General features: G+C 63.6%; 23 protein-coding genes, 2 tRNA genes and 1 pseudogene. 12 read left to right on the top strand and 14 right to left on the bottom strand.

All coding sequences use genetic code 11. The annotated features are described in order from the left end of the window. A partial coding sequence (locus tag SJH88_RS07035) for a chromate transporter (RefSeq protein ID WP_274754020.1) occupies positions 1-541 on the bottom strand: 541 nt, incomplete at its 3' end. A 121-nt stretch (positions 542-662) separates the two neighbouring features. Beyond that, positions 663-1,355: a TerC family protein gene (locus tag SJH88_RS07030; protein ID WP_274754019.1), complete on the bottom strand. Its 693-nt coding sequence runs from the start codon at positions 1,353-1,355 to the stop codon at positions 663-665. 404 nt (positions 1,356-1,759) lie between these two features. On the opposite strand from SJH88_RS07030, the gene SJH88_RS07025 reads away from it, so the two are divergent. Then, positions 1,760-1,836 (top strand) — tRNA-Gln (locus tag SJH88_RS07025). A 38-nt stretch (positions 1,837-1,874) separates the two neighbouring features. Continuing rightward, positions 1,875-1,951: transfer RNA gene (locus SJH88_RS07020), tRNA-Gln, on the top strand. A 232-nt stretch (positions 1,952-2,183) separates the two neighbouring features. Here SJH88_RS07020 and SJH88_RS07015 read toward each other — a convergent pair. The 6 genes from SJH88_RS07015 to SJH88_RS06990 form a co-directional block, all read right to left on the bottom strand. After that, a complete protein-coding gene (locus tag SJH88_RS07015; RefSeq protein ID WP_042419197.1) occupies positions 2,184-2,498 on the bottom strand; it encodes a DUF2322 family protein in 315 nt (104 codons plus the stop codon). 59 nt (positions 2,499-2,557) lie between these two features. After that, complete coding sequence (locus SJH88_RS07010; RefSeq protein WP_274754018.1) at positions 2,558-4,477, bottom strand: UvrD-helicase domain-containing protein; 1,920 nt, start codon at positions 4,475-4,477, stop codon at positions 2,558-2,560. 88 nt (positions 4,478-4,565) lie between these two features. Next, a complete protein-coding gene (locus tag SJH88_RS07005) occupies positions 4,566-5,045 on the bottom strand; it encodes an EVE domain-containing protein (protein ID WP_042419193.1) in 480 nt (159 codons plus the stop codon). A 39-nt stretch (positions 5,046-5,084) separates the two neighbouring features. Then, a complete protein-coding gene (locus tag SJH88_RS07000; protein ID WP_274754017.1) occupies positions 5,085-5,621 on the bottom strand; it encodes a hypothetical protein in 537 nt (178 codons plus the stop codon). 8 nt (positions 5,622-5,629) lie between these two features. Then, a complete protein-coding gene (locus tag SJH88_RS06995; RefSeq protein ID WP_274754016.1) occupies positions 5,630-5,887 on the bottom strand; it encodes a GlsB/YeaQ/YmgE family stress response membrane protein in 258 nt (85 codons plus the stop codon). Between the two features lie 117 nt (positions 5,888-6,004). Then, positions 6,005-6,772 (bottom strand): glutamine amidotransferase, encoded by a 768-nt coding sequence (locus tag SJH88_RS06990; protein WP_274754015.1) that lies wholly within the window; start codon positions 6,770-6,772, stop codon positions 6,005-6,007. 189 nt (positions 6,773-6,961) lie between these two features. Here SJH88_RS06990 and SJH88_RS06985 point away from each other — a divergent pair, with 189 nt between their 5' ends. Then, positions 6,962-8,323: an alanine/glycine:cation symporter family protein gene (locus SJH88_RS06985; protein ID WP_042419186.1), complete on the top strand. Its 1,362-nt coding sequence runs from the start codon at positions 6,962-6,964 to the stop codon at positions 8,321-8,323. A gap of 143 nt (positions 8,324-8,466) precedes the next feature. Here the strand turns inward: SJH88_RS06985 and SJH88_RS06980 are convergent, their stop codons facing one another. From SJH88_RS06980 to SJH88_RS06970, 3 genes are all read right to left on the bottom strand, one after another. Beyond that, positions 8,467-9,459, bottom strand: a complete 993-nt coding sequence (locus SJH88_RS06980) for a site-specific integrase (RefSeq protein WP_274754014.1) — start codon at positions 9,457-9,459, stop codon at positions 8,467-8,469. Positions 9,460-9,515: 56 nt separating this feature from the next. Further along, positions 9,516-11,576, bottom strand: coding sequence for an MHYT domain-containing protein (locus SJH88_RS06975; RefSeq protein WP_274754013.1), 2,061 nt, complete (start codon positions 11,574-11,576; stop codon positions 9,516-9,518). Between the two features lie 159 nt (positions 11,577-11,735). Next, positions 11,736-12,398 (bottom strand): GntR family transcriptional regulator, encoded by a 663-nt coding sequence (locus SJH88_RS06970; RefSeq protein ID WP_274754012.1) that lies wholly within the window; start codon positions 12,396-12,398, stop codon positions 11,736-11,738. A gap of 122 nt (positions 12,399-12,520) precedes the next feature. On the opposite strand from SJH88_RS06970, the gene scpA reads away from it, so the two are divergent. The 7 genes from scpA (at position 12,521) to SJH88_RS06935 (ending at position 21,445) form a co-directional block, all read left to right on the top strand. Beyond that, complete coding sequence (gene scpA / locus SJH88_RS06965; RefSeq protein WP_274754011.1) at positions 12,521-14,713, top strand: methylmalonyl-CoA mutase; 2,193 nt, start codon at positions 12,521-12,523, stop codon at positions 14,711-14,713. Between the two features lie 39 nt (positions 14,714-14,752). Next, the gene (meaB, locus tag SJH88_RS06960; RefSeq protein WP_274754010.1) at positions 14,753-15,763 is read left to right on the top strand and encodes a methylmalonyl Co-A mutase-associated GTPase MeaB; all 1,011 of its coding nucleotides are present in this window, start codon (positions 14,753-14,755) and stop codon (positions 15,761-15,763) included. Positions 15,764-15,848: 85 nt separating this feature from the next. After that, positions 15,849-17,390 (top strand): acyl-CoA carboxylase subunit beta, encoded by a 1,542-nt coding sequence (locus SJH88_RS06955; protein ID WP_274754009.1) that lies wholly within the window; start codon positions 15,849-15,851, stop codon positions 17,388-17,390. Between the two features lie 32 nt (positions 17,391-17,422). Then, positions 17,423-19,471 (top strand): acetyl-CoA carboxylase biotin carboxylase subunit, encoded by a 2,049-nt coding sequence (locus SJH88_RS06950; RefSeq protein ID WP_042419166.1) that lies wholly within the window; start codon positions 17,423-17,425, stop codon positions 19,469-19,471. Positions 19,472-19,635: 164 nt separating this feature from the next. After that, positions 19,636-20,448: a YdcF family protein gene (locus tag SJH88_RS06945; protein WP_274754008.1), complete on the top strand. Its 813-nt coding sequence runs from the start codon at positions 19,636-19,638 to the stop codon at positions 20,446-20,448. 74 nt (positions 20,449-20,522) lie between these two features. Further along, positions 20,523-20,987 (top strand): VOC family protein, encoded by a 465-nt coding sequence (locus SJH88_RS06940; RefSeq protein WP_274754007.1) that lies wholly within the window; start codon positions 20,523-20,525, stop codon positions 20,985-20,987. A 164-nt stretch (positions 20,988-21,151) separates the two neighbouring features. Further along, positions 21,152-21,445 (top strand): YciI family protein, encoded by a 294-nt coding sequence (locus SJH88_RS06935; protein WP_274754006.1) that lies wholly within the window; start codon positions 21,152-21,154, stop codon positions 21,443-21,445. A 200-nt stretch (positions 21,446-21,645) separates the two neighbouring features. Here SJH88_RS06935 and SJH88_RS06930 read toward each other — a convergent pair. Both SJH88_RS06930 and SJH88_RS06925 read right to left on the bottom strand, forming a co-directional pair. Beyond that, positions 21,646-22,262, bottom strand: a pseudogene (locus SJH88_RS06930) (flavin reductase family protein). Positions 22,263-22,789: 527 nt separating this feature from the next. Continuing rightward, a complete protein-coding gene (locus SJH88_RS06925; RefSeq protein ID WP_274754005.1) occupies positions 22,790-23,833 on the bottom strand; it encodes a TerC family protein in 1,044 nt (347 codons plus the stop codon). 144 nt (positions 23,834-23,977) lie between these two features. On the opposite strand from SJH88_RS06925, the gene SJH88_RS06920 reads away from it, so the two are divergent. Then, complete coding sequence (locus tag SJH88_RS06920) at positions 23,978-24,850, top strand: LysR family transcriptional regulator (protein WP_274754004.1); 873 nt, start codon at positions 23,978-23,980, stop codon at positions 24,848-24,850. 263 nt (positions 24,851-25,113) lie between these two features. Here SJH88_RS06920 and SJH88_RS06915 read toward each other — a convergent pair whose 3' ends face one another. Beyond that, positions 25,114-25,659 (bottom strand): MarR family winged helix-turn-helix transcriptional regulator, encoded by a 546-nt coding sequence (locus tag SJH88_RS06915; RefSeq protein ID WP_274754003.1) that lies wholly within the window; start codon positions 25,657-25,659, stop codon positions 25,114-25,116. 60 nt (positions 25,660-25,719) lie between these two features. Here SJH88_RS06915 and SJH88_RS06910 point away from each other — a divergent pair, with 60 nt between their 5' ends. After that, positions 25,720-26,586, top strand: coding sequence for an EamA family transporter (locus SJH88_RS06910; protein WP_274754002.1), 867 nt, complete (start codon positions 25,720-25,722; stop codon positions 26,584-26,586). The last annotated feature ends 98 nt before the right edge of the window (positions 26,587-26,684 follow it).

The following is a 26,684-nucleotide window of genomic DNA, read 5'->3' as shown; positions in this document are numbered from 1 at the left end:
CGCCCAGGGCGATCACGCCCAGCTGCACGCTGGCCTGGGGCCAGGCTAGCAGTGCGGCGCAGGCCACGACAGCCAGGGCGCGGCGCCACAGGTCGGGGCACAGGCTGCGGGCCATGCCCCAGACGGCATGGGCGACTACGGCCACGGCCACCAGCTTGAGTCCGTGCAGCAGCCCGGACTGGGCCAGTTGCGGGGTATTGGCCAGCCCCACGGCCAAGGCCACCAGGGCCAGCGCCGAAGGCAGGGTGAAACCCAGCCAGGCCGCTGCCATACCGGCCCAGCCGGCGCGCCATTGCCCCAAGGCCATGCCGACCTGGCTGCTGGCCGGGCCGGGCAGAAACTGGCACAGCGCCACCAGTTCGGCATAGTGCGCATCGCTGAGCCAGCGCCGGCGCTGCACGAACTCGGTCTGGAAATAGCCCAGGTGGGCGGTGGGTCCACCAAAGGACGTCAGACCCAGTCGCAAAAAAATGGCAAACACTTCCAGCGTCCTGCGCCATGCAGGGGTAGGTGGGGGCGGCGTGGTGGGTGGACGGGACATGGCAGACGGTCGTGCGCAAAAGCGCCGGAAAGAGGGGGCACGGAAAGTGCACGATAGCCCCCGATTGTGACGCGGCGGCGTCTGCGGCGCCAACGGGCACCGCGCCGGAACGCGGCGGCCTTTAGTCGGTGGCGCTGGGCTGGCGCTGCTTGAGGCGCTGGCCCACTGCGAGCACCAGGGCCGCCCCGCACACCGCCGCGATGTACTTCAGCGCCGGATACTGCTGGCTCACGCCCAGCAACAGCTGGTCGTTGACGATGGTTTCCCCGGCCACCCAGCCGATCAGGGCCGCGCCCACCAGCACGATCCAGGGGAAGCGCTCCATCAGGCGGATCATCAGCGTGGAGCCAAACAGCACCAGCGGAATGCTCAGCGCCAGTCCGAAGACCAGCAGCGTCATGTCGCCCTGGGCCGTGGCGGCGACGGCGATCACGTTGTCCAGGCACATCACCAGGTCGGCCAGCAGGATGGTGCGGATGGCGGTGAAGATGCCCGCGTGGCGGTGGGGCGTATGCGTGCTGGTGGCGCTGGGGGCTTCCCCCTGGAGCAGGCCCACGCCGATCCACAGTAGCAGGCAGCCGCCCAGGATTTCGAGCAGGGGCAGCTGCATCAGCTGCGCGGCCACCACGGTCAGGGCCACGCGCAAGGCAATCGCAAACCCACAGCCCCACAGGATGGCCTTGCGTTGCTGTTCCGGGGGCAGGGTCCGTGCCGCCAGGGCAATCACCACGGCGTTGTCGCCGGAGAGGATGACGTCGATCCAGATGATCTTGAAGATGCCGATCCAGAAATCGGCCGTCAGCAAAGTGTCCATGGCGGTCAGTGTAGGCATTCGTTACAACCGCGCTCCAGCGGTCACGGCGATGCATGCGTGCCGGGCATGGGCTTGCGGCCCTTGCTTTACAAACTGCGGCAAGCGGCGCATAAGACCCGCGCACACCGCCCTGGATACGCCGTTGCTCAGCCTTGTCGTACTACTTATACGGCCTGCGGCTTCGCTCCTCGTCTCAATCGTCCATCGAAGATGTGCTGGGGGTGTTGGCAGCGCTCAGTGCGAGTGCGTTCTTTGTGAGAGACGGAGCGGCAGAGCCCGGCATGCCGAAGTCCATGGCCTGCCGTTTTGCTGAAAAAGTGAGCAGTCCAGGCAGTTTGTGCGTAAAAAGTTTCGTTTTTCGCCGTGGGTGTCCAAAACTCGCGGCATAATCTCGGCTTCTCTCAAGGGGAGTCGCCAAGTTGGTTAAGGCACCGGATTTTGATTCCGGCATGCGAGGGTTCGAGTCCTTCCTCCCCTGCCAGATTAGTTCTGGTCTGCACAAGCAGGTCAGAGCGCCGTAGGGGAGTCGCCAAGTTGGTTAAGGCACCGGATTTTGATTCCGGCATGCGAGGGTTCGAGTCCTTCCTCCCCTGCCAAGACATCCAGCCCAGTTCGTTCAAGCGAACTGGGCTTTTTCTTTGTCTGCACGGTTCAGTGCGCGCTGCCTGGCCCAGGTGTCGCGTGTGGCACGGCCGTAGAGTGGTAATTCCCTGTCTTTGGGGTCAAATTGGCCTTTGGCCCTTGTTCAGTGCGTGCCAATAGCTATGAAAAAGGCCCCTGCTGGAGCCTTTTTTTGTGTGCGGTTTGTGCACGACCGGGGGCAGCGACTCAGGCCGCCACCAGCTCGACGGTGTAGCCCTGGCCCGTGGCGATGATCTCGAACAGGCGGTCGATGTTCGGATGGCTGCCGGGGTGCTGGCGGGCCGACTCCGTGTGCTCGGCAAACAGCTCCAGCCCTTCCTGGGCGGCGGCGGCGTTCAGACTGCCGTGCTTGGCGGCCAGGGCGGCGTACAGGCGCAGCGAGCCGGCCTTGCCCGGCTGGTTGGGGATGACGGCGGCGACCTGGCCCTGGGCATCCATCAGGCGCAATTCGGCCAGGTGGTCGATGGAGGGCAGTTGCTGGAGGTTGTCGGCGAAGGCCATGCGAGCAGTCCTTATCAAAAATCAAAAGCGGAGGAAAAGCGCCATTGTGCCCAAGCCAATCAGGCCTCAAAGGCCTGGATGGGGTGGCGCGCATCTTCCAGCAGCCACAGGCGCTGGCGCGCGCGGGTGATGGCCACGTACAGGCGGTTGCGCTCCACAAAGGCGAGGGCGTGCGGCACCGGCGCTGGAAAGCGGCCCGGTGCCAGAAAGGGAATGGCCACGGCCTCGAATTCCTGGCCCTTGGCTTGCTCGATGCTCAGGATCTGGAAATGCGCCGGCTGGCCGGTGTGCTGCAGCCGTTGCCGGCGCTGCACCATGCTGGCAATCTGCTGCAGCACCTGGGGCACGGACAGCCCCGCCACCAGGTCGATGAATCCCTGCACCCGGGTGCGCAGGCGCTGTGCCTCGGCGTGCGGCATGGGCGTGGCGGCAAACAGACCCCAGACATCGGCCTGTTGCAGCAGGGCCTGGGCGTTGTCCTGCAGGGCCAGCGGCAGGTGCAGGAAGTTGCCGAAGGCGGCAAAGTTGCGCCGGCCGCCTTGTGCGGTGTGCTCGCCGATCAGAAAGCGCCAGATGCCTTGCGGGTGCTGGTGCATCTGGGCGGCCATGGTCGGCAGGTCGCTGTCTTCCTGGCGCGTATCGACCCGGCCTTTGCCAAAGTACAGCGCCCCGTCGATGAAGCGCTCCAGAATCTGTGGCCCCAGCGGGCAGGGGCTGCTTTTCCAGTCGGGGGCCTGCAGGCCATGGGCGTACATCAGGCCCAGCAGCAGCGCCAGCTCGCGCTCCTCGTAAAAGTGCGGCAGGCCGTGCAGGCTGGCCACTTGGCCGGCAGCGGCCACGGCCCATTCCAGCGCGGCGGCCTCGTGCGGGTGGCGCAGGATCACCGTCAGCGGGGGGGGCGTGGCGCCGTCGCGCGCGCTCAGGCTGGCCTGGGCTTGCAGCAACTGGCGGATGCAATCGGCATCGTCCTGGTACGACCAGCGGTAGACCGTGCTGTAGCGCTTGGCGGAGGCCTGCATGCCCACGGGGAACCAGCGGTTGACTGCCTGGGCCACGGCCGGGCCAAAGCGGCGCGACTGGGTCAGCGGCAGGGTGGCTGTGGTCTGTGGCAGGAAGTCGGCCAGCTGGTGCAGCTGGTTGCGAAACACGGACCAGGCCTGGGTGTCGATGTGCTGGTTGAAGTCTCCGGCGCCCAGAAAACGGGTGGCCGGGTCGTGCAGCAGGCGGCGCAAGACCGTCAGCGCGGCCAGGTCCAGGTCGTGCATTTCATCAAACAGCACCAGGTCATAGGGCGCGGGCAGCGGGCCGCCTTCCTCCTGCGCCAGGGCGTAGGTGCAGTCGCCCTCGGCGTAATAGCGCACATCGCCGCAGGTATCCAGGCGCAGGCGCTCGTAGGCGCAGAAGATGCGCGCCAGCGTGTAGTCCAGCAGGTGCTCTTCGCAGAACGTGGCCAGGTCGCCGCCGGCATCCTGCACGCGCTGCAGCAGCAGGGACTTCTTGGCCGCGCGGTTGAAGGCCCAGAAGGCCTGCATGTCCACTTCCGCCGGCATGCTGATGCGCTCGTCGGGCTGGCGCTGCAGCTGGGCTTCCAGCTCCAGCAGTGCCTGCTGGGCCTGTTGGCGCAGCTCCACCGGGTCGGCCACAAAGCGCACGCCGGCATCGCGCTGGCGCAGGGTGCGGGCGCTCCAGCGCTCCAGCGTGGTGACCTGCAAATGGCTGGGCACCTGGTGCACCAGCGCGCGCAGGCGGTGCTGGAAGGCCTGAACCCCGGCCCGCGAGTGGGCCAGCACCAGGATGCGGGCATCCGGCTGGGCGCGCAGGGCCTGCACCGCACAGCAGGCGAGGGTGGTGGTTTTGCCGGTGCCGGCCAGTGCGGCAATGATGGCCGAGGCTGCCTGGCTGTGGACGATGGCCTGCTGCTCCGTGGTGAGCATCAGGGGTTGGCCATGGTCGGTCGGGAAGGCATTGGTGCGTTGCATGGGCAGCAGCATACGTGAATCTGTACGTGCATACAGGGGCGTGTGGTGCCAGGGTGGGCCACGGCGCAGCCTGCAGCCCGGGGGGCGCTCAGCGCGGGGACTGCAGCACCGTGTGCAGGATGTAATCCCACTCCTCGGGCGTGACCGGGGTGATGGACAGGCGATTGCCGCGCTGCAGCACGCGCATGTTGGCCAGCGCCGGGTGTTCGCGCAGTTCGGCGATTGACACGTAGCGCGTCTTGCGCAGCGCCTGCACGTCCAGCATCAGCCAGCGCGGCTGGTCGGGGGAGGACTTGGGGTCGTAGTAGGGATCGGCCGGGTCAAACTGGGTCGGGTCCACACGCAGATGGCCGGCAATGCGCGCAATGCCGTGGATGCCTGGGTCGGCGCAGCTGGAATGCCAGTACAGCACGCCGTCGCCGACCTGCATCTGGTCGCGCATGAAATTGCGCGCCTGGTAGTTGCGCACGCCGCTCCAGGGCATGAGCTGGCCAGGGGCGTTCAGGGCGTGATCGATGGAGTATTCGTCGGGCTCATTCTTCATGAGCCAGTAGTGCGGCGTCGTCATGGCGCTATTTAAGCATTGCAGGCCTGGCTGCGCCGGCATTCACGGTGGTGACCCTGGAGGCTGTGCCCCGGCCTGGACGGCCTGGGCCTGCTGCACCACCCGCACGCAGTCCTGGATGTGGCGCTCCCCCAAATAGCGCAGGGCGCCATAGCCCACGGCGGCGGCGATGGCCTGGCCGGCAAAGGGGATGAACTTGGCCAACTGCTTGCTGCCCATGCGCAGGCCCACGGTGCGCGCCAGGCGCAGGATCATCTGGCGCGTCAGCAGCTTGCCAATGAACACGGAGCCGACCATGGCCACGGCTTTTTGCACGTGCGCGCGCAGGTCGGGGTCCAGGGCGTCCAGCTGCTCGGGGCTGAGGCCGAAGTGCTCGCTGATCTGCGGCAGCAGCTTGGACAGCAAGGCCGCATCCACGGCCCAGTCCAGCCCCGGGATGGGTACGGCACTGACGGCAGCAGCCACCAGCGCCCGCTGGTGCAGCAGGGCCCGGCTGCGCTGCAGGGCCTGTTGCAGCGCCTGGGCATCGTGGGGCATGGCACCCAGCCGCGGCGGCGGTGACTGGGCATCGGTGTGCATGGCGGTGCTCAGGACTTGCCTTTGCCGCGCACCAGGTTGTAGAGGAACAGCAGCACGACGGCGCCAATGATGGAGGCGATCCAGCCGGCGCTGCTGCCGGCCGGGTACCAGCCCATGGCGGCGCCGGCATAGCTGGCCAGCATCGAGCCGACCACGCCCAGCACGATGGTCATGATCCAGCCCATGCTGTCATCGCCGGGTTTGAGGGCGCGGGCAATCAGGCCCACGACGAATCCGACCAACAAGGTTCCCAGCAAGGACATCATGGCCAAGCACTCCTAGAAAGCGTTGAGGAGCTGCCACTCTAGAGGGCTGCAGGGGAGTCAGGCGTCGGACAAGACCCCTTATCCGGCGCACGCCGCCTTGCCAGGTGCCAGCGCCCTTCAGTACGCCAGGCTGCGCGCGCGCGGGGCCGCCTGCTGTTGCACATGCCGGGCAAAGTGCTGCAGCAACTGGGCGGCTTGCGGCGTGTCGTCGCAATGCGGGCGGCCGCGGCCGCTGCGCGGCCAGGCTGCGGGCGGGATGTGGTCGATGTAGGCCTGCATGGCGGCGGCACTGAATTCCGGGTGGAACTGCACGCCCCAGACGTTGTGGCGCCAGCGGAAGGCGTGGTGCGCCTCGTGTGAGTTGCCGGCCAGCGCGCGCGCCTCGGGGGGCAGCCGGCGCACGCTCTGGTAGTGCACGGCCTGGGCCTCAAAGCAGCCGGGCATGTGCCGCCAAAGCGGGTCGTGGCTGACATCGGCTTGCACGGCGACGGGGATGGTGCCCAGCTCCAGGCCTGCGGGATGCAGACCGACCTCACCGCCCAGCAGGTGCGCCAGGATCTGGTGGCCAAAGCAGATGCCCAGTACGGGGACGCCGGCATCGCACACGGGCCGCAGCCAGCCCTGCAGGTCCTGCATCCAGGGGGCGTGGTCGGTGACCATGGCGTGCGAGCCGCTGATCACCACGCCGGCGCAGTCCGTTGCCTCGGGGTAGTGCAGGGTCGCATAGCGGCAGCTGGGGGCATGGATCACGGCCATCCGCAGCTGCTCGGCCGGCAACAGCTCCGGCGGGTGCAGTCCTTCGGCAATCCACTGCTCAAAATCCCCCAGCGACTGGGCGATGTGGTCAAAGGTGCTGCCGGTCTTGACGATGTAGAGCGTGGGCATGGGCGTGAGGCGGGGTCAAACGGTGCAAAAAACAAGCAAGTTATGCGCCAGAGCAGAGCTTGGACTGAGGTTTAACGCATAACTGGCTGCGCAGGGTCCATCGTGGGAGGAGAATGTCGCCCTTGCGTTTGGCGAGGGTGGCGTTGGGCGGCCCGGCTGCGCAGTGACTCAATTAAAGAAAAACACGGTATGCAACAACTGACTGAATGGCTCCAGGCCTTGAACGGATGGGTCTGGGGCGTCCCCATGATCGTGCTGATCCTGGGAACGGGTTTTTACCTGCAACTGCGCCTGGGCCTGATGCCTTTGCGCAATATTGGCTACGGTTTCCGGATGATCTGGAAGAGCCGCTCGGTGGACGATCAGCACCACGGCGACATTTCTCCCTACGCCGCCTTGATGACGGCCCTGTCGGCCACGGTGGGGACCGGCAATATCGCGGGTGTGGCCACGGCCATTGCCGTCGGCGGCCCGGGTGCCGTGTTCTGGATGTGGATGACGGCCCTGGTCGGCATGGCCACCAAGTACGCTGAGGTGGTGGTGGCGGTGAAGTACCGCGAGAAGAACGCCAAGGGCCAGTGGGTGGGCGGCCCCATGTATGCGATCAAGAACGGCCTGGGTCCGCGCTGGCGCTGGCTGGCCACGGCCTTTGCCGTGTTCGGCGGCTTTGCCGGCTTCGGGATTGGCGCCATGGTGCAGGCCAACGGCATTTCCTCGGCCATGCATGGCGCCTTCGGCCTGGATACCTGGATCACCGGCCTGGTGGTGGCGGCGTTGACGGCGGCGGTGGTGCTGGGCGGCATCCAGCGCATCGGTGCGGTGGCGGAGAAGCTGGTGCCCTCGATGTGCGTGGTCTACATCGTCTGCGTGCTGTGGGTGCTGGCGCATTTCTATGAACAAATCCCGGGCGCGCTGGTGCTGATCGTCGAGCAGGCCTTCAACCCCACGGCGGCCGTGGGCGGCTTTGCCGGCTCGACCGTGCTGATGGCCATCCGCATGGGTGTGGCGCGCGGCATTTTCTCGAACGAGGCGGGCCTGGGCACGGCCGGTATCGCGCAGGCGGCCGGCAAGAGCAACGACCCCGTGTTCTCCGGCGTGGTCGGCATGATGGGCACCTTCATCGACACCATCATCGTTTGTACCATGACCGGTCTGGCCATCGTGGTCAGCGGCGTGTGGGACAGCGGCGCCAGCGGTGCCTTGCTGAGCACGCAGAGTTTTGAGGCGGCCATGCCCGGCGTGGGCAAGTACCTGCTGGCGATCTCGCTGGCGCTGTTTGCCTTCACCACCATCCTGGGCTGGGCCTATTACGGCGAGAAGTGCTGGAACTACCTGGTCGGCCCGGTGTGCGAGAAGCCGTTCCGCCTGCTGTGGGTGCTGGGGGTGTTTGTCGGCGCCGTGGTCACGCTGGACGTGGCGTGGCTGGTGGCCGATACGCTGAACGCGCTGATGGCGATCCCCAACCTGATTTCGCTGTTGCTGCTGTCGCCCGTGGTGGCGCGGCTGACCCGCGAGTATTTTGCGGCGCGCAAGGCCGGGGAGCGCCACTGAGTGGTCTGGGGCTGCGCAGCGGTGCAGCCCCCTAAAAAATGAGCGGTTTGCGCTGTAGGCATGAGGTTTTCAGGTTGAAAAGTACCTGAAACCTTGTGAATACCAGCGCCAACCGCTCTTTTTTTATGGGCCAAGTGGCGGCACTAGGCCGCGGCAGTGGTGTCGTCGCCGAAGTAGGCGCGCAAATGCTGCAGGGCATTCGGGTGCTTCATGCCGGCGCGCTGCAAGACCTCGTCCACGCTGCAGCCTGCGTCCAGCCACTGCACCAGCACGGTGTTGCGCAGCACCTGTGGGCCCATGCGCGCGGGCTCGGGCAGGTCGTGGCGCTGGGCGGCCTGCTGCAAGGTCTTGGTCACCAGGTGCAGCAAGGTGTGGTTGGACAGCTGCGGCGCCTTGCGCGTGCAAAACAGCGCGCTTTGCCCCTGCATGGCGTGGTAGCCGGCGCGCGCCTGCAGCCAGGCGCTGAGTGCGCTGTGCAGGTGGGCCGACACCGGCAGGCTGCGCGATTGGCGGTCGCGCTGCCCCACCACATCGATGGCCTCGATCACGCGCGGCGTGCCGTCGCTCCAGCGCAGGTGGCCAATTTCCAGCAGGCGCACTTCCTCGGGCGTCAGGCCCAGCTCCATGAGGAGCACCAGCACGGCGCGGTCGCGGCTGCTGACCAGGTCGTCCGGGGCGGGCAGCTGGCGCTGCAGCGCGCGCCACATGCGCGGCGACAGGATGGCGCCCTTGGGGTCTTCGCTGGGTGGCATGTCCTGGGCGGTGATGCCCTGGGCCGGGTTGCTGCGGATCCAGCCTTGCAGCAGGGCATGGTCGTACACGCGGTCCAGCACGCGCCAGTAACGCCGGCGCGTGATGTCGCTGGGCTGGGCCTGCTTGGGACTTTGCGGGCTGTGGTTGATGAAGTCCAACACCTGCACGGCGCTGGCATTTGCCCAGGCCTGATCGTCCACCGCGTGGGCCGCGAGAAAGCGCAGCCACGATTGCCAGATGAAGCTGTAGGGCTTGGCTGCATCGGGGCTCAGGGGCGACCAGGGGTTCTGGCCGCAGTGCAGCAGCCAGTGGTCAAACACGTGCTCGCCGCGCAAGGGCGGCAGCGTAGGGGCCGAAGGGGCCGGGGCAATCAGGTCGGGCATTCAGGACAAGCAAACAGGCGGCGGGACGCGGGGGGGGGGCCGGCAGCCCGGGCGACTCAGGGATTTTCCTTGATCTGCGCCGCATTGGCGGGCGTGGGCGGTGGGCTGGCGGGCAGCGGCTGCAGGTCGGCACAGGCGCGCTCCACCAGCTCGGCCGCGGTGCCCACGGGCACCAGGGTACAACTGCAGCCCAACTGCAGCGACTGGATGCCGTAGGGCTGGCACAGCTGCTGTGCCTCCACCAGGGTTTGGGCCAGGCGCTGCGTCATGTGCAGCCAGGCGGCGGGGTCCTGGATGCCCGGTAGGGCCAGCGCCAGCTGGTGGTCCTGCCAGCGTGCCAGCGTGTCGGGGCTGCGCAGCTGCTGGGGCAGCCATTGCGCCAGCCAGGCCATGGCCGCGTCGTGGTTGGCTGCGGTGGGCTGGGTGGCGGGGCTGGCCTGCGGGCACAGCTGGACGATGGCCACCCCCAGAAAGGTCGATTTGCGCTGGCTGTGCTGCAGCTGGCTGCCCAGGCGCGCCATGAACAGCTGCGGGTTGGGCAGGCCGGTGGCCGCGTCGTGCAGGGCATCGTGCGGCAGCTGGGCTTCCAGACCGGGGCGTTCGGTCACGTCGCTGGCCACGGCAATGAAATGGTGGGGGCGTTGCAGTTCGTTGAGCACCGGCGAGATCGACAGCCGCAGCACCCAGGCGCTGCTGTCGCGGCGCGTGAGCGTGATCTCGTCCTGCCAGTAATGCGCGGTGGCCACGGTTTTCCAGAGTTTACCGGTGTCCGGTGGCAGGTCGGCATCCTCGTAGAGCGCCTCCAGTGGCTTGCCGATGCAGCTGTCACGGGTTTGCTCCATCAGGCGCAGAAAGGCGGGATTGGCCTCGGATATGTTGTGGTTGGCGTCCACGATCGCCACCCCTTCGCGCACGTGCTGGAACACGCTGGCGGCAATGCGCAGTTGTGCATCGGTGCGCTTGCGCTCGGAGATGTCCTGCAGATAGCCGACAAAAATGGTGCCCGATGGGGTCTGGGCCTTGCCGATGGTCAGCTCGATGGGAATCAGGCGCCCGTCCTTGCGCAGGCCCAGCACCTCGCGGCTGTGGGCGCCGATCGGCTTGTCGGGCTGGTTGGTGTGCTTTTGCACATGGGCGTCGTGCTGCTCTGCCAGGGGGGAGGGCATCAGCATCGACACATTGCGGCCCAGCACCTCGTCCCGGCTGTAGCCAAAGATCTGCTGCGCCGCGGGGTTGAAGTCCTGCACCAGTCCGTGGGCGTTGATGGTGATCACGCCGTGGCTGGCGGTGTTGATCATGGCCGCCAGCCGTGCGTCGCGGATGGCCACGGCCTGCCACAGGTCGCGGTAGCGCAGGATGGTGCTGGCCAGTCCCAGCACCACCACCACCAGCAAGCTCACAAAGGCCACGATCAGGGCCAGGGTCTCGGGCATCAGCTGGGGCTCTGCGGCGGGATGCACGGCCGCATGCTCCAGGCGCAGCGACAGCATGGACAGGTAATGCATGCTGGCCATGGCCGCCGTCAACAGGGCCGCGGGGGCGCAGCACCAGGGCCCCCGCGTGGGCGGTGCCTGGATGCGCAGGCGGCGGTACAGCGCAAACGCAGCCACGGAAAACACCAGCCCGGTCAGCAGCGACAGCAGAAACAGGGGGCCGTCGAACCGCAGGTGCCCGGGCAGATCCATGGCAGCAATCCCGCTGTAGTGCATGGTGGCAATCCCCAGGCCCACCAGGCAGCCGCTGGCGACCAGCCGGGCGTTCGTGGGGCGTGGGCCTTGCAGTGACCACATGGCCAGCCACGCCGCCGCCAGGCCCGGCAGGATGGACAGGGCGGTCCACTGCGGGTTATAGCTGACGGCCGGGTGCAGTTCCATGGCCAGCATGCCGATGAAGTGCATGGCCCAGATGCCCAGACCCAGCACCAGGCTGGCGCACAGCAGGGCCAGGTGCCGGTGGCGGGGACTGCTGGCCTGCCGATTGGTCTGGGCGATGTAGAAGGCGGCACAGCTGCTGGTGAAGGCCACCGCCAGCGACAAGGCCACCAGACTGGCGTCGTGGCTGGCCGACTGCCAGTCGGCAGCCAGGGAGGAAGCGTCAAAGATCAGGAGATCCAGCATGGTGAGAGGCCTCGGGTGTCATGGTCGCGGCAGATGGCGGACTCTTGAATCTACATTACATGTAGCGTCTATCCATCCCACAGATAGATCGAACACAAACACACCTGGAAACAATAGGGCAATTTCTGCGGTCTGCCATGGTTTTTCCAGGGAAATCGGTCATGCGGCGGGCAGGGGTTGGTTTTTGGCTGCAGCCAGCCCGTTCGCAAAGTGCGTGTGCATGGCCTGCCGTGCCGCAGCGGGGTTGCGCTGGGTCAGGGCCTGCACGATGGCGGCATGTTCCTGCAGGCTGTCTTCGATGCGCCCCCGTTTGAACAGGGATTGGTGGCGGTTGAGCTTCATCACCTTGCGCAGGTCCGCCACCACCTGCGACAGGAAGCGGTTATCGCACAGGGCCAGCAGCTGCATGTGGAAGGCCTCGTTCACGCGAAAGAACTGGTCGGCATCGGCGACCGCTGCTTCCAGTTCCTGGTGCAGCCGCTGCAGTTGCTCAAGCTGCGCAGCCGTGGCCTGTTCGGCCACGGTGGCCGCTGCATCGCTTTCCAGTAGGGACAGCAGGTGATAGACATCGCGCAGGTCTTTCTCCGACACTTCCGTCACATAGGCGCCGCGCCGCACCTTCATGGTGACCAGGCCTTCGGCTGCCAGCACCTTCAGTGCCTCGCGCAGAGGAGTGCGGCTGATGCCGAAGGCCTCGGCCATCTTCATCTCGTCGATCCAGCTGCCGGGCTCCAGCTCGCGGCTGTAGATGCGCTGCCGAATCAATTCGGCCACCTCGACGTACAGCGGTTTGGGCGTGAGCAGGGTGGTGGTGTCCGTCATGGATGTATTAGGGCTAACCCCATAAGTTTCGTCATGGTTATGAATCAATAATTATGAATCACGAAAAGTTCCGGAGAACTGGCGTTTTCCAGAACATGACCATCACGGAGATTGTTTTACCCATGGGCATCGATGCAAAGCAAGGCCAAGCGGCGGCCACAGGAACTCCCGAGGAATTTCCCACCGCCAGCCTGACGGACTGGGAGAAGGCGGCCAGCAAGGCGGCCCCCCAGGGGGATCTGCGCAACCTGAACTGGGTCACGCCGGACGGTATCGAGGTCAAGCCCTTGTACACCGCCGCCGACACGGCCGATCTGCCCTATGCCAACACCTTGCCGGGTTTTGCCCCCTACATCCGTGGCCCCCAGGCCACCATGTACGCTGGCCGCCCCTGGACCATCCGCCAGTACGCCGGGTTCTCCACCGCCGAGGAATCGAATGCCTTCTACCGCAAGGCGCTGGCGGCCGGTGGCCAGGGCGTGTCCGTGGCGTTCGACCTGGCCACGCACCGCGGCTATGACTCCGACCATCCGCGTGTGACGGGCGACGTGGGCAAGGCCGGCGTGGCCATCGACTCGGTCGAGGACATGAAGGTGCTGTTCGATCAGATCCCGCTGGACAAGGTCTCGGTCTCCATGACCATGAACGGTGCCGTGCTGCCGGTGCTGGCGGGCTATGTGGTGGCGGCGGAAGAGCAGGGCGTGAGCCAGGACAAGCTGTCCGGAACCATTCAGAACGACATTCTGAAAGAGTTCATGGTGCGCAACACCTACATCTACCCGCCCCAGCCATCGATGAAGATCATCGGCGACATCATCGAGTACACGGCCAAGCACATGCCGAAGTTCAACTCGATCTCGATCTCGGGCTATCACATGCAGGAAGCCGGGGCCAACCAGGCGCTGGAGCTGGCCTTCACCCTGGCCGATGGCAAGGAATATGTGAAGACCGCGATCGCCAAGGGCATGGACGTGGACGAATTCGCCGGCCGCCTGTCCTTCTTCTGGGCCATCGGCATGAACTTCTACCTGGAAGTGGCCAAGATGCGCGCGGCGCGCCTGCTGTGGTGCCGCATCATGCAGGGCTTCAACGCCAAGAACCCCAAGAGCCTGATGCTGCGCACGCACTGCCAGACCTCGGGCTGGTCGCTGACCGAGCAGGACCCCTACAACAACGTGGTGCGCACCACCATCGAAGCCATGGCGGCCGTGTTCGGCGGCACCCAGTCGCTGCACACCAATGCGCTGGATGAAGCCATCGCGCTGCCCACCGAGTTCTCGGCGCGCATCGCCCGCAACACGCAGCTGATCATCCAGGAAGAGACCCACATCACCAACGTGATCGATCCCTGGGCCGGCTCCTACATGATGGAAAAGCTGACCCAGGACATGGCCGACAAGGCCTGGGCCATCATCGAAGAGGTCGACGCCATGGGCGGCATGACCCAGGCGGTGGACAGCGGCTGGGCCAAGCTCAAGATCGAAGCCGCAGCCGCCGAGAAGCAGGCCCGCATCGACTCCGGCAAGGAAGTCATCGTCGGCGTCAACAAGTACAAGCTGGCCAAGGAAGACCCCATCGAAATCCTGGACGTGGACAACGTCAAGGTGCGCGACAGCCAGATTGCCCGCCTCAAGGATTTGAAGCAAAAACGCGATGCAGCCAAGGTGCAGCAAGCGCTAGATGCTCTCACAACTGCAGCGCAGACCGGCGAGGGCAACCTGCTGGATCTGGCCATCCAGGCCGTGCGCCTGCGCGCCACGGTGGGCGAGGTCTCCGACGCCCTGGAAAAAATCTTCGGCCGCCACCGCGCCGATACGCAAAAGGTGACCGGTGTGTACGCTGCTGCTTACGACTCGGCCGAAGGCTGGGAAAAGCTCAAGTCCGAAATTGACGAAGCCGCCGCGCAGCTGGGCCGCCGCCCGCGCGTGATGATCGCCAAGCTGGGCCAGGATGGCCATGACCGCGGTGCCAAGGTGGTGGCCACGGCCTTTGCCGACCTGGGCTACGACGTGGACATGGGCCCGCTGTTCCAGACCCCCGAGGAATGCGCCCGCCAGGCCATCGAGAACGACGTGCACGCCGTGGGCGTCTCCACGCTGGCCGCTGGCCACAAGACCCTGGTGCCCGCCATCATCCAGGCGCTCAAGGAGCAGGGTGCGGACGACATCATCGTCTTCGTGGGCGGGGTTGTGCCGGCCCAGGACTACGATTTCCTCTACAACGCGGGCGTCAAGGGCGTGTACGGCCCTGGCACCCCGATTCCGGCCAGCGCCAAGCATGTGCTGGAACAGATCAAGAAGGCGAATGCGCTGTAACCATCCCTGGTCCGTTCGACGAAAAAGAGGACAGCGCGCGTGACGCCTGAGCAAATTCAACACGGCATCCTGCAGGGCAACCCTGCGGTGCAGCGCCGGGCCATGGCCAAGGCCATCACCTTGCTGGAATCGACCCGCCCCGACCACCGGGTGCAGGCCGATGCCTTGCTGACCGGCTTGCTGCCGCACACCGGCCAGGCCTTGCGCTTAGGCATCAGCGGTGTGCCGGGGGTGGGCAAATCCACCTTCATCGAGGCCCTGGGCCTGTTCCTGACACGCCATGGGCACCGGGTCGCGGTGCTGGCCATCGACCCGTCGTCCACCGTGTCCGGCGGCTCCATCCTGGGCGACAAGACCCGCATGGAGCAGTTGTCCGTGGACCCGAACGCCTACATCCGGCCCAGCCCATCCAGCGGCACCCTGGGTGGCGTGGCCGAGAAGACCCGCGAGGCCATGCTGGTCTGCGAGGCCGCGGGCTACGACGTGGTGATCGTTGAGACCGTGGGCGTGGGGCAGAGCGAGATCGCCGTGCATGGCATGACCGACATGTACTGCGTGCTGCAGCTGCCCAACGCCGGCGATGACCTGCAGGCCATCAAGAAGGGCGTGATGGAGCGCGCCGACCTGGTGGTGATCAACAAGGCCGACATCGACCCACACGCCGCCACCCGTGCCCAGGCCCAGATCACGTCCAGCCTGCGCCTGCTGGGCATGCACGGCCATCCCGAACACGCGGCCCACAACGAGCAGCTGTGGCAGCCCAGGGTGCTGCTGCTGAGCGCGCTGAAGGCCGAAGGGGTGGAGCAGTTCTGGCAGTCCGTGCAGGATTTCCGCCAGCTGCAGACCGCCAACGGCCGGCTGGCGCGCCGGCGCGAGCAGCAATCCCTGGCGTGGATGTGGGAGCGCATCGACGCCGGGCTCAAGCAGGCCTTCCAGCAGCACCCCAAGGTCCAGGCCTTGCTGCCGCAGGTGGTCGGCGAGGTGTCCAGCGGCCGCCTGGCCGCCAGCACCGCCGCGCGCCAGCTGCTGGCGGCGCAGGCAGCTCCGTGAGAGCATGCGCTGCGGCACGAGATTCTTGAATCCACATTACATGTAATTGAAATACCGTCCCAACAAGGAACCGAGGAAGACAAGCATGGAACAAGCTGACAACATCCTCCAGCAACTGGAGAAGAAACGTGAACTCGCCCGTCTGGGAGGCGGCCAAAAGCGCATCGATGCCCAGCACAAGAAGGGCAAGCTCACCGCGCGTGAGCGCATCGAGCTGCTGCTGGACGACGGCACCTTCGAAGAATGGGACATGTTCGTCGAGCACCGCTGCACCGACTTCGGCATGGAGAACACCAAGATCCCCGGCGACGGCGTCGTGACCGGCTACGGCATGATCAACGGCCGTCTGGTGTTCGTGTTCAGCCAGGATTTCACCGTGTTCGGCGGTGCGCTGTCCGAAACCCATGCCGAGAAGATCTGCAAGGTCATGGACCAGGCGATGAAGGTCGGCGCCCCCGTGATCGGCCTCAACGACTCTGGCGGTGCGCGCATCCAGGAGGGCGTGGCCTCGCTGGGCGGCTATGCCGACGTGTTCCAGAAGAACGTGCTGGCCAGCGGCGTAGTGCCGCAAATCTCCATGATCATGGGCCCCTGCGCGGGTGGCGCCGTGTACTCGCCGGCCATGACCGACTTCATCTTCATGGTCAAGGACAGCAGCTACATGTTCGTGACCGGCCCCGAGGTGGTCAAGACCGTGACGCACGAGGAAGTCACGGCCGAGGAACTGGGCGGTGCCATCACACACACCAGCAAAAGCGGCGTGGCCGACATGGCCTTCGACAACGACGTCGAGGCGCTGATGATGCTGCGCCGCCTGTACAACTACCTGCCCTTGAACAACAAGGAAAAGGCACCCATCCGCAGCACCACCGACCCCGTGGGCCGCGCCGACAAGTCGCTGGACAGCCTGGTGCCCGAGAACCCCAACAAGCCGTACGACATGAAGGAGCTGATCCTCAAGACCGTGGACGATGGCGACTTCTTCGAGCTGCAACCCGACTACGCCAAGAACATCCTCATCGGTTTTGCGCGCATGGCTGGGCAGACGGTGGGCATCGTGGCCAACCAGCCCCTGGTGCTGGCCGGCTGCCTGGACATCAAGTCGTCCATCAAGGCGGCGCGCTTCGTGCGCTTTTGCGATGCCTTCAACATCCCCGTCATCACCTTTGTCGACGTGCCCGGCTTCATGCCCGGCACCAGCCAGGAGTACGGCGGCATCATCAAGCACGGCGCCAAGCTGCTGTACGCGTATGCCGAAGCCACGGTACCCAAGATCACCGTCATCACGCGCAAGGCCTACGGCGGCGCGTACGACGTGATGGCCTCCAAGCACCTGCGCGGCGACGTCAACCTGGCCTGGCCCAACGCCGAAATCGCCGTGATGGGCGCCAAGGGCGCGGTGGAGATCATCTTCCGCGAGGACAAGAACGATCCCGCCAAGCTGGCCGCCCGCGAGGCCGAGTACAAGGCCCGCTTTGCCAATCCGTTTGTGGCCGGTGCCCGTGGCTTCATTGACGACGTGATCCAGCCGCACGAGACGCGCAAGCGCATCTGCCGCTCGCTGGAGATGCTCAAGAACAAGGAGCTGGAGAACCCCTGGCGCAAGCACGGAAACATCCCTTTGTGAGCACAACAAGAACAACCAGGAGATCGCACACCATGTTTACCAAAATCCTGATCGCCAACCGCGGCGAAATTGCCTGCCGCGTCATCGCCACCGCCCAGAAGATGGGGATTGCCACCGTCGCCGTCTATTCCGACGCCGACAAGGAGGCGCGCCACGTCAAGCTGGCCGATGAGGCCGTGCACATCGGCGCCGCGCCCAGCCGCGAGTCCTATCTGGTGGCCGACCGCATCATTGCGGCCGCCAAGCAGACCGGTGCCCAGGCCATCCACCCCGGCTACGGCTTTCTGAGCGAGAACGAGGCCTTCGCCAAACGCTGCGAGGACGAGGGCATCGCCTTCATCGGCCCCAAGGCGCACTCGATTGCTGCCATGGGCGACAAGATCGCCTCCAAGAAGCTGGCCAACGAGGCCCAGGTCAACACCATCCCCGGGTACAACGACCCCATCGCCGGTCCCGAGCAGGCGGTGGAGATTGCCAAGGGCATCGGCTACCCCGTGATGATCAAGGCCTCGGCCGGCGGCGGCGGCAAGGGCTTGCGTGTGGCCTTCAACGACAAGGAAGCCTTCGAAGGCTTTGCGTCGTGCCAGAACGAAGCGCGCAACAGCTTTGGCGATGACCGCATCTTCATCGAGAAGTTTGTCGAGCAGCCACGCCACATCGAAATCCAGATCCTGGGTGACAGCCACGGCAACGTCATCTACCTGAACGAGCGCGAATGCTCCATCCAGCGCCGCCACCAGAAGGTGATTGAAGAGGCGCCCAGCCCCTTCATCAGCGACGCCACGCGCAAGGCCATGGGTGAGCAGGCCGTGGCTCTGGCCAAGGCCGTGCAGTACCAGTCGGCCGGCACGGTGGAATTCGTGGTCGGCAAGAACCAGGACTTCTACTTCCTGGAGATGAACACCCGCCTGCAGGTGGAGCACCCCGTGACCGAGTGCATCACCGGCCTGGACCTGGTGGAGCAGATGATCCGCGTGGCCGCCGGCGAGGCGCTGACGATCCGCCAGGAAGACGTCAAGCGCGACGGCTGGGCCATGGAGTGCCGCATCAACGCCGAAGACCCGTTCCGCAACTTCCTGCCGTCCACCGGCCGCCTGGTGCGCTTCAACCCGCCCGAGCAGAGCATGTGGCAGGGTGATACCGCGCACCTGCACGGTGTGCGCGTGGACACCGGGGTGTACGAGGGCGGCGAGATCCCGATGTTCTACGACTCGATGATCGCCAAGCTCATCGTGCACGGCAAGGACCGCGCCGAGGCGATCGCCAAGATGCGCGAAGCCCTGAACGGCTTTGTCATCCGTGGCATCAGCTCCAACATCCCGTTCCAGGCGGCGCTGCTGGCGCACCCCAAGTTCCAGAGCGGGGACTTCAACACCGGCTTCATCGCCGAGCACTATGCGCACGGCTTCAACAGCAGCGATGTGCCGCACAGCGACCCGGACTTCCTGGTGGCCCTGGCCGCCCACATGAACCGCCGCTACCGCGCGCGCGCCTCCACCATCAGCGGCCAGATGCGTGGCCATGAGGTGGTGGTCTCGGCCGACTACACCGTGGTCGTGCTGGGCGCCGAAGGGCAGAACCAGCACCACCCCGTGACGGTGAGCGATTTCGAGTACGACAGCCGCAAGAGCACGGTCACGCTGAACGGCAAGCGCTATGAGTTCCAGAGCTTCAGCGCCATGCGCGAGCTGCGCCTGCAAGGCAGCTGCAACGGCCAGCCCTTCACCGTCCAGGTGGAGCGCGGCACGCCCAAGAACCCGCTGGCCCTGCGCATCACGCACAACGGCACACAGATCGACGCCATGGTGCTGTCGCCCCGGGGCGCCCAGCTGCACCAGCTGATGCCCTACAAGGCGCCGCCCGATCTGTCCAAGTTCCTGCTCTCGCCCATGCCCGGCTTGCTGGTGGATGTGGCCGTGCAGGTCGGTCAGAAGGTGCAGGCCGGCGAAAAGCTGGCCGTGATCGAGGCCATGAAGATGGAGAACATCCTGTTCGCCACGCAGGATGGGGTGGTCAGCAAGGTCAGCGCCGGCAAGGGCGATTCCCTGGCCGTGGACGACGTGATCCTCGAATTCGAGTGATGCGTGGGTATGGGCCCCGGTGCGCGACGCCGACATAGCGGCTTGCGCCTGCGCACCGGGGCTGACAGGCAGGGCCCGCATGGCTGAGGCTGTGCGGGTTTTTCCTTCTCTGAACATTTATGCCAAATCCCCCCTCAACGCTGATCCAGCCTGCGCAGACAGCTATGGCTTTGCAAGCACAAAATTCTTCCTCACGCGGCGCGCAAGTGGCCCGCGGGCTGCTGGCCGTGGTGGGGGCGGTGCTGCTGCTGGATGCGCTGGTGCTGATCGCCCTGGGCCACTTCAACGTCGGCGTGCAGGTGCCGGCCGTGCTGGGCGCCGGCGCGCTGGTGCTGGCCTGGCAGTGGCCGGCGGTGCAGGTCTGGCGCCAGGCCCGGCCCTGGCGCCACCGCATGTGGCGTGCCGCCTGGGTGTTGCTGGCCCTGTGGGTGCTGAGCGTGCTGTGGTTCTGGAGCCGTTTGTTCAGCCTGGGGCTGGAGCCACCGCAGGTGCCCGCCGTGCAGGCCATCGTGGTGCTGGGCAGCGGCACCCTGGACGGGCAGCCGCGCCCGGTGCTGGCCCAGCGGCTGGACACCGCGGCCGAGCTGGCCCAGTTGCAGCCCGGGGCACTGATCGCCGTGTGCGGCGGCGTGGACTGGGGCGAGACCGAATCCGAGGCCGAGGTCATGGCGCGCTACCTGCAGCAGCGCCACGGCATTGCGCGCGAGCGCCTGGTGCTGGAAAAGCTCAGCACCAGCACGGAGCTGAACCTGCAGCTCAGCCGCCCGCTGCTGGCCGCGCGCGGCGTGGCGGCGGATGCGCCCACGGCACTGGTCAGCAGCGACTTTCACCTCATGCGCGCGCTGCGCATTGCCCAGCGCCAGGGGCTGAGCCAGATGTACCCCGTGGCCGCGCCCACGCCGCTGGCCACCCGCTTCAACGCCTGGCTGCGCGAATATTTCGCCATGGCCAGCAGCTGGGTGCTGCGCGAAGTCTGAGGATTTCAACCATCAAAACAACCTCCAGCGCTTGCTGTGCCTGCGCTGACAGCTATTCAATAAGGAGTCACACCATGCACCAACGTCCCTTCAAAGTCCTGGGCATCCAGCAGGTCGCCATCGGCGGCACCGACAAGCAGCGCATGAAGCGCCTGTGGGTGGACATGCTGGGTCTGGAGCAGACCGGCACCTTCCAGAGCGAGCGCGAGAACGTGGACGAGGACATCCTGGCCATGGGCCAAGGCGCCATGAAGGTGGAAGTGGACATCATGCAGCCCATGGACATCGAGAAAAAGCCCGCCGTCCATGCCACGCCGCTGAACCACATCGGCCTGTGGATCGACGACCTGCCCAAAGCCGTGGAATGGCTGACCGCCCACGGCGTGCGCTTTGCCCCGGGCGGCATCCGCAAGGGCGCGGCCGGCTATGACATCACCTTCTTGCACCCCAAGAGCAACGACGAATTCCCGATTGCCGGGGAGGGCGTGCTGATCGAGCTGGTGCAGGCCCCGGCCGATGTGATCGCCGCGCTGGGCTGAGAGTCCCCGCACACCGCCGAACCCGCTGGCGGTGGGCCGCTAAGACGGCGCCCCGTTGCCTTCCGTCGCAGTTGCACTGTGGGGGCTGGGCCGCCTGAAGCCTGTGCGCCATCGGGGGTGCGCATGCCGCCATGCGGCACCCCTGTCTTTCAAGAAAGCCCGACATGCGCTGGATTGCCATCTTCACCGACACCCCCGCCATGCTGGCCGTGCGTGTCCAGCAGGGCCAGGCACACCTGGATTTTCTGGCGCGGCACAAGGCCGAGATCGTGCTGGCGGGTGGCTGCCGCAGCGATGCCGGCGGCGACTACGTCGGCGGCCTGTGGGTGCTGGAAGTGCCCGACCGTGCCCGGGCCGTGGCGCTGATCGAGCAAGACCCGTACTACCGCAGCGGTGCGCGCCAGTATGTGTTGCGCACCTGGGGCAAGGCGTTTGAGGAAGACCGGGTGGTGCTGTAGCTGCGCGTGGGCGTGGCAACGGCCTGTGATGGTGCTCTGGCGAATAAGCTTGGCCCGCTGCGGTCTTCAGCACTTCCGTTGCTGATGGCCGCCTGTCGCAGCGATGTCTTGGACCCGCGCGATCGGCCGTAGTGCCGCTACCTGAGCGACCGACATTGGGATTTAGCTGGCTTGCAAGGGCAGGCGAATGCCAACCGCTATCAGGGACGATACATGCGGAACTTCTGCGCATCGCCGATGGCGAAATAGTCTGCGGGGCCCCCGCGCGCAGGATCGCCCCGGAATTGGCCGTGTCGAACACCCCGTCCTTGAGCAGCCGACGATCGATGTAGACCTTGACCACTTCCCCAAGCACAAGCCAGGACGGAATCGGCTCATGGCTGGCGGTCCGCAACTGGTGGATGTCCGTCAAACGGCATTCGAAGGTCACCGGGCTTCGTGCAACTCTGGGTACCTGTATCAACTCCGAATCCACGGCCTCTAGCCCTGCCAGTTCGAATTCATCCACCTCCGGAGGGACGGCAGCACAGGTCTGGTTCATGGCCTCGGCCAACTCACGTGTGGCCAGATTCCAAGCGAACTCTCCGGTCTCCTGGATGTTGCGCACCGTGTCTTTCCATCCGATGCTGGAGAAGCCGATGATGGGAGGGACGTAGTTGAAGGCGTTAAAGAAGCTGTAGGGTGCCAGATTGACCTGCCCGCTTGCGCTCCTGCTCGAAATCCATCCGATTGGTCGCGGCCCGACGATGGCGTTGAAGGGGTCATGCGGCAGTCCGTGCCCTTTGCGGGGCTCATAGGTGTGCGAGTCAGTTTTCATCGATGGTTGTTGCAGCGTCTGGCCTGTCGGGAGAAACACCCAGTGGCATGCGTGGGCGAGGCTGCCAGTCTAAAGGGGCGACCTGGAGATCGGGTTGCTGGGGGCTCCACCTAGCCTGCGTGAACCGGCCAGCTTTTCCCAGAAAACGTCCAACTTCGGGGAGTGACGGGAGGGACATCTCTCAACTCTATGTGCAAGCCATGCCTGTGACCCAGGCGGTATTGGGCGCCATGGCCGTTATGGCTGCTCCTGCAGATGAGGCGCAGCCATAGCGGCTGCAACGCCTCGTGAGCGTGCTCTTCGGTCTTAAGCTTTTTGGGCCTTCGATCCCCCACGTCGCAGCAGCTTGACAACGTGGTACCTGCTCTAAGGCCCCCTGTCATGCATCACCAGTGTCAGCGGGCGATCGCCATCGACACCACCGCTATGTGTACTCACGCCTTCCAGGAAGTGAGACATTGACCACGCTATGGCCTGATTCCAAAAATTCAATGGGGCTTAAAGCCCCATTGAATTGATTGGAATAATTAGTTGCTACTGTTTTTATTCCTGGTTTTAAATAGTGAGAAAACAATACCTGCAGCCAAAAGACCACCTGTGACTGCCAAGCTGATAGAGGCCGGCACCTTCCCATCAAACATAAAGTCTCCCAAGAATATTTTGGCACCAATAAATATCAGAACCAAAGCCAACGCATATTTGAGGTAATGGAATCTGTGCACCATAGCTGCCAAAGCAAAGTACAGTGCTCTCAACCCTAGGATTGCGAAGATATTGCTGGTATAAACAATGAATGGATCAGGTGTGATCGCAAAGATAGCGGGTACAGAGTCAATCGCAAACACCAAATCAGCGATTTCAACCAGTATCAAGCACAACAGCAAGGGGGTTGCAAAAAGGACGGTTTTTCCAGTATTTTGGTTAACTTGTCGCACAGTGAACGCTTGGCCGTGCAATGTCTCTGTCACCCGCATGTGGGATTTTAAAAAACGGAGCACAGGGTTGTTGGCAATATCTGGTTGATGATCCACCATAATGAGCATTTTTATACCTGTTGCCAGCAAAATAACTGCAAACAAGTACATCACCCAGGAAAATTCCATCACCAGTGCAGCACCAAGACCGATCATGATTGCTCGCAGCACGATCACGCCCAGGATGCCCCAGAAAAGTACACGATGCTGATATTCACGAGGCACTGCGAAATATGTAAATATCAAAGAAATGATAAATACATTATCCATTGCCAATGTCTTCTCAACCAGATAGCCTGTCATATACAGCTTGACGGCTATCCATCCTCTTTCTTCTGGACTGGCTGCCGCTGCAATTTGCGGATCCACGGCCCCCGTGCCAGAGTAATGAACATAGATCCAGTAAACAGCTGCAGCCCAGGCAAGGCCCAAACCTATGTACAAGCCTGACATTTTCAAGCTATCGCTGATTTCGATGGCGCGCGCATCTTTGTGCAGGATGCCCAGATCGAAAGCCAAAATGGCGATGACAGTGGTCAAGAAGGCAAACCATATCCAGAGTGGCATGCCTAACCAAAGGGTAGAGAGGAATTCCATGATGTGAGAGGATGGGTTGATAAACCTCACTCATTGGAGTGAGATCAGTGTCGACGCCTCCATTCTTCTCAACGTAACAGCACTAAAAAAGCAGCTTTACAATGATCTGCACTTCGTTTTTTTCGAAGTATTCATGCATCCACTATGCTCAACTATCGACACCTCTACTACTTCTGGGTTGTGGCCAATGAAGGCGGCTTTGCCCGAGCAGCGGAGCGTTTGGATATGGCCATCCAAACAATCAGTGCACAAGTGCGACTTTTAGAGTCCTCGATAGGCCATCAATTGCTCAAACCTTCCGGGCGAACTGTGGTTCTCACCGATGCAGGCCGTGCCGTATTTTTGCGTGCGGATGAAATATTCCTGCTAGGGTCACGCATCCCAGAGGAGGCTGCCGCAGCAGCAACCGGGCCATCGGTACGTTTATCCGTAGGTCTTTCAGACGGAATAGCAAAGCTCGCAGCACACAGACTGCTTCAACCAGTACTGACAACTTCTGGTTTAAAGCTTATCTGCCATGATGGCGAGCTTGAGCAGTTGATGGCAGAGTTGGCTTTGCACAAGCTGGATTTGGTATTGGCCTGTCAGCCACCACCGCATAACTCCAGCTTTCGTTTGTCGAGCGAGCGTTTGGTTGCTTCTCGGGTCGATTGGTATGGACCTGCCGCTTTGGTCAGTGATCAGAAAATTGCGGATTTTCCGCAAAGTCTTAAAGATTTGCCCATACTTGCACCGACATACCATGCAGCACTGCGTGAGCGCATGGATCGCTGGTTAGAAAATCTGGGCATACAAGCTCAGATTGTTGGCGAATTCGAAGACAGTGCCTTGTTGAGTATTTTTTCTGCCCAAGGGATGGGCGTTTTTCCTGTGACAGAGTTAGGTTCTGCAGATCTTGTAAATATACAAAGCCTGAAACTTCTTGGATGCAGCGATGGGCTTAATGAAGAAATCTACGGGATATATAGCTCACGTAGCAAAAATCACCCCTTGGTAAGAAAAATATTAAATATTTAGATTGTTTTACATGAAATAATTTTATACTTTTAATTATTTAATTTGATCCACTTTAATTTTAAAATCATTCACTACTGAGTGGCAAATTTATATATTCTTGATTTTGAATGTGCAAGAAGTTTTTCGCATGAAATAGCCACAGGGCGAGTCAATCATTTTTCAAAAAATTTTCGAAAACTTCGCGGCCTGAGTCTGAAACGTGCGCGGCAAGCACGAGTTCCGCTGCAGATGGCAAGTACAGATAGCTTGTGATGATTTCGGATTCAAGCTGCCGACTTGGCTTCAGCTCCATCTTTTGGAGACTCTAGGGCGCGCAACAGATCAACCAGTTGCAAATCCAATTCGTGCAGCGCATCTGCAGACAACGCTGAGAGCAGAGCATGCTCGTTGACCACGTGTGCTTCGACAACACGCTCAATCAGCGCCAGTCCATCGTCGGTGAGCCGCACCAGGGTGCTGCGTGCATCCTGGTCATTGGGGACACGTTCCACCCAGCCCCTGGTTTCCAGACGTTTGAGCCGATGGGTCATGGTGCCTGAGGTGACCATGAGCATAGAGAACAACTCCGTAGGACTGAGGCAGTAGGGCGCGCCAGAACGCCGCAGCGTGGCCAGCATATCGAACTCCCACATGCTGAGTCCAAACTTCGCAAACTCCGCTTCCAGCCGCGCCTCCAGCAGCACTGCACAGCGTTTGATCCGTCCAATTGGTCCCATGGGGCTGACATCCAGATCGGGGCGCTCACGCCGCCACTGGCCAAGGATGACATCCACGGCATCACGTGGCAGAGAGAACGTAAGGTCTTTCATTTGTCTTGACTTCAAGGTAATTGGTTTGCACAATGAATTGTCTTGATTTAAAGATAACACATGCCTGCTGATACTCCTCCACGCCCATGGCGTGACGCACTGCTGACGGCATGCGCTCCTGTTATCTGGGGATCCACTTACATCGTGACCTCGGAGTTTCTACCGCCGGATCGGCCCTTCACCGCTGCACTGATTCGGGCGCTGCCTGCAGGGCTGTTGCTGCTGCTGGTTACGTGGCGGTTGCCGCACAAGCAGCACTGGGGGCGATTGGCCGTGCTCAGCGCTTTGAACATTGGTGTTTTTCAGGCACTGCTGTTTGTCGCCGCCTACCGTTTGCCAGGCGGCTTGGCAGCGGTGTTGGGAGCGATTCAACCGCTTTTGGTCATGTTGCTGGCATGGGCTGTAGACCGCCAAGCGCCAAGGGGCATCACCGTGTGCTGTGCTGCTGCAGGTGTATTTGGCATGGCCATGTTGTTGCTGTCGCCGCAAACCGTGTTCGAACCCATCGGCATGGCAGCGGCCTTGCTGGGTGCGGCCTCAATGGCCACAGGTGTTTGGTTGACACGCCGTTGGCAGCTCGGATTGCCAGTGCTATCCATGACGGGCTGGCAGTTGGTGCTGGGAGGGATGATGCTGGCACCCGTTGCATGGCTCGTAGATGCGCCACTGCCTGCATTGACGGCATCGCAGTGGGCGGCCTACGCCTATCTCAGTGGGGCAGGTGCGCTTGTGGCCTATGTGCTGTGGTTTCGGGGTGTGGCACGTCTGCCGTCCGTGGCTGTGGCGTCGCTGGGCCTGTTAAGCCCTCTGACCGCAGTCATTCTGGGATGGGTGTTGCTATCCCAGTCCATGGGCGGTGTGTCGCTGTTGGGGCTGCTGGTCGTGTTGGTCAGTGTCTTTGGCGTGCAATGGACATCCAGTCGCTAGTCCCTGTGCGGCAGTGCCGCACCTCAATCGACCAGTTTTCCTGTTGCGACCCATATGACCGCCGCGGACCAAGCAGTCATCGCATCACGCATGCCCAT

The sequence above is a fragment of the Comamonas sp. GCA5 genome (assembly GCF_036541385.1).
In the GTDB taxonomy this organism is placed as follows: Bacteria; Pseudomonadota; Gammaproteobacteria; order Burkholderiales; family Burkholderiaceae_C; genus Comamonas; species Comamonas aquatica.
The sequence above is the reverse complement of the archived record's forward strand: the minus strand, read 5'-3'. Positions and strand labels throughout refer to the sequence as shown.

Coding starts and splice junctions, on each gene's coding strand:
- SJH88_RS06975 (WP_274754013.1), bottom strand. CDS start 11,576: ATGCTGGATCTCCTGATCTTTGACGCTTCCTCCCTGGCTGCCGACTGG.
- SJH88_RS06940 (WP_274754007.1), top strand. CDS start 20,523: ATGCACCAACGTCCCTTCAAAGTCCTGGGCATCCAGCAGGTCGCCATC.
- SJH88_RS07030 (WP_274754019.1), bottom strand. CDS start 1,355: ATGGACACTTTGCTGACGGCCGATTTCTGGATCGGCATCTTCAAGATC.
- SJH88_RS06935 (WP_274754006.1), top strand. CDS start 21,152: ATGCGCTGGATTGCCATCTTCACCGACACCCCCGCCATGCTGGCCGTG.
- SJH88_RS07015 (WP_042419197.1), bottom strand. CDS start 2,498: ATGGCCTTCGCCGACAACCTCCAGCAACTGCCCTCCATCGACCACCTG.
- SJH88_RS06990 (WP_274754015.1), bottom strand. CDS start 6,772: ATGCCCACGCTCTACATCGTCAAGACCGGCAGCACCTTTGACCACATC.
- SJH88_RS06945 (WP_274754008.1), top strand. CDS start 19,636: ATGGCTTTGCAAGCACAAAATTCTTCCTCACGCGGCGCGCAAGTGGCC.
- SJH88_RS06970 (WP_274754012.1), bottom strand. CDS start 12,398: ATGACGGACACCACCACCCTGCTCACGCCCAAACCGCTGTACGTCGAG.
- SJH88_RS06920 (WP_274754004.1), top strand. CDS start 23,978: ATGCTCAACTATCGACACCTCTACTACTTCTGGGTTGTGGCCAATGAA.
- SJH88_RS06980 (WP_274754014.1), bottom strand. CDS start 9,459: ATGCCCGACCTGATTGCCCCGGCCCCTTCGGCCCCTACGCTGCCGCCC.
- SJH88_RS06985 (WP_042419186.1), top strand. CDS start 6,962: ATGCAACAACTGACTGAATGGCTCCAGGCCTTGAACGGATGGGTCTGG.
- SJH88_RS06950 (WP_042419166.1), top strand. CDS start 17,423: ATGTTTACCAAAATCCTGATCGCCAACCGCGGCGAAATTGCCTGCCGC.
- SJH88_RS07010 (WP_274754018.1), bottom strand. CDS start 4,477: ATGCAACGCACCAATGCCTTCCCGACCGACCATGGCCAACCCCTGATG.
- SJH88_RS06995 (WP_274754016.1), bottom strand. CDS start 5,887: ATGATGTCCTTGCTGGGAACCTTGTTGGTCGGATTCGTCGTGGGCCTG.
- SJH88_RS07005 (WP_042419193.1), bottom strand. CDS start 5,045: ATGACGACGCCGCACTACTGGCTCATGAAGAATGAGCCCGACGAATAC.
- SJH88_RS06915 (WP_274754003.1), bottom strand. CDS start 25,659: ATGAAAGACCTTACGTTCTCTCTGCCACGTGATGCCGTGGATGTCATC.
- scpA (WP_274754011.1), top strand. CDS start 12,521: ATGGGCATCGATGCAAAGCAAGGCCAAGCGGCGGCCACAGGAACTCCC.
- SJH88_RS06910 (WP_274754002.1), top strand. CDS start 25,720: ATGCCTGCTGATACTCCTCCACGCCCATGGCGTGACGCACTGCTGACG.
- SJH88_RS07000 (WP_274754017.1), bottom strand. CDS start 5,621: ATGCACACCGATGCCCAGTCACCGCCGCCGCGGCTGGGTGCCATGCCC.
- SJH88_RS06955 (WP_274754009.1), top strand. CDS start 15,849: ATGGAACAAGCTGACAACATCCTCCAGCAACTGGAGAAGAAACGTGAA.
- SJH88_RS06925 (WP_274754005.1), bottom strand. CDS start 23,833: ATGGAATTCCTCTCTACCCTTTGGTTAGGCATGCCACTCTGGATATGG.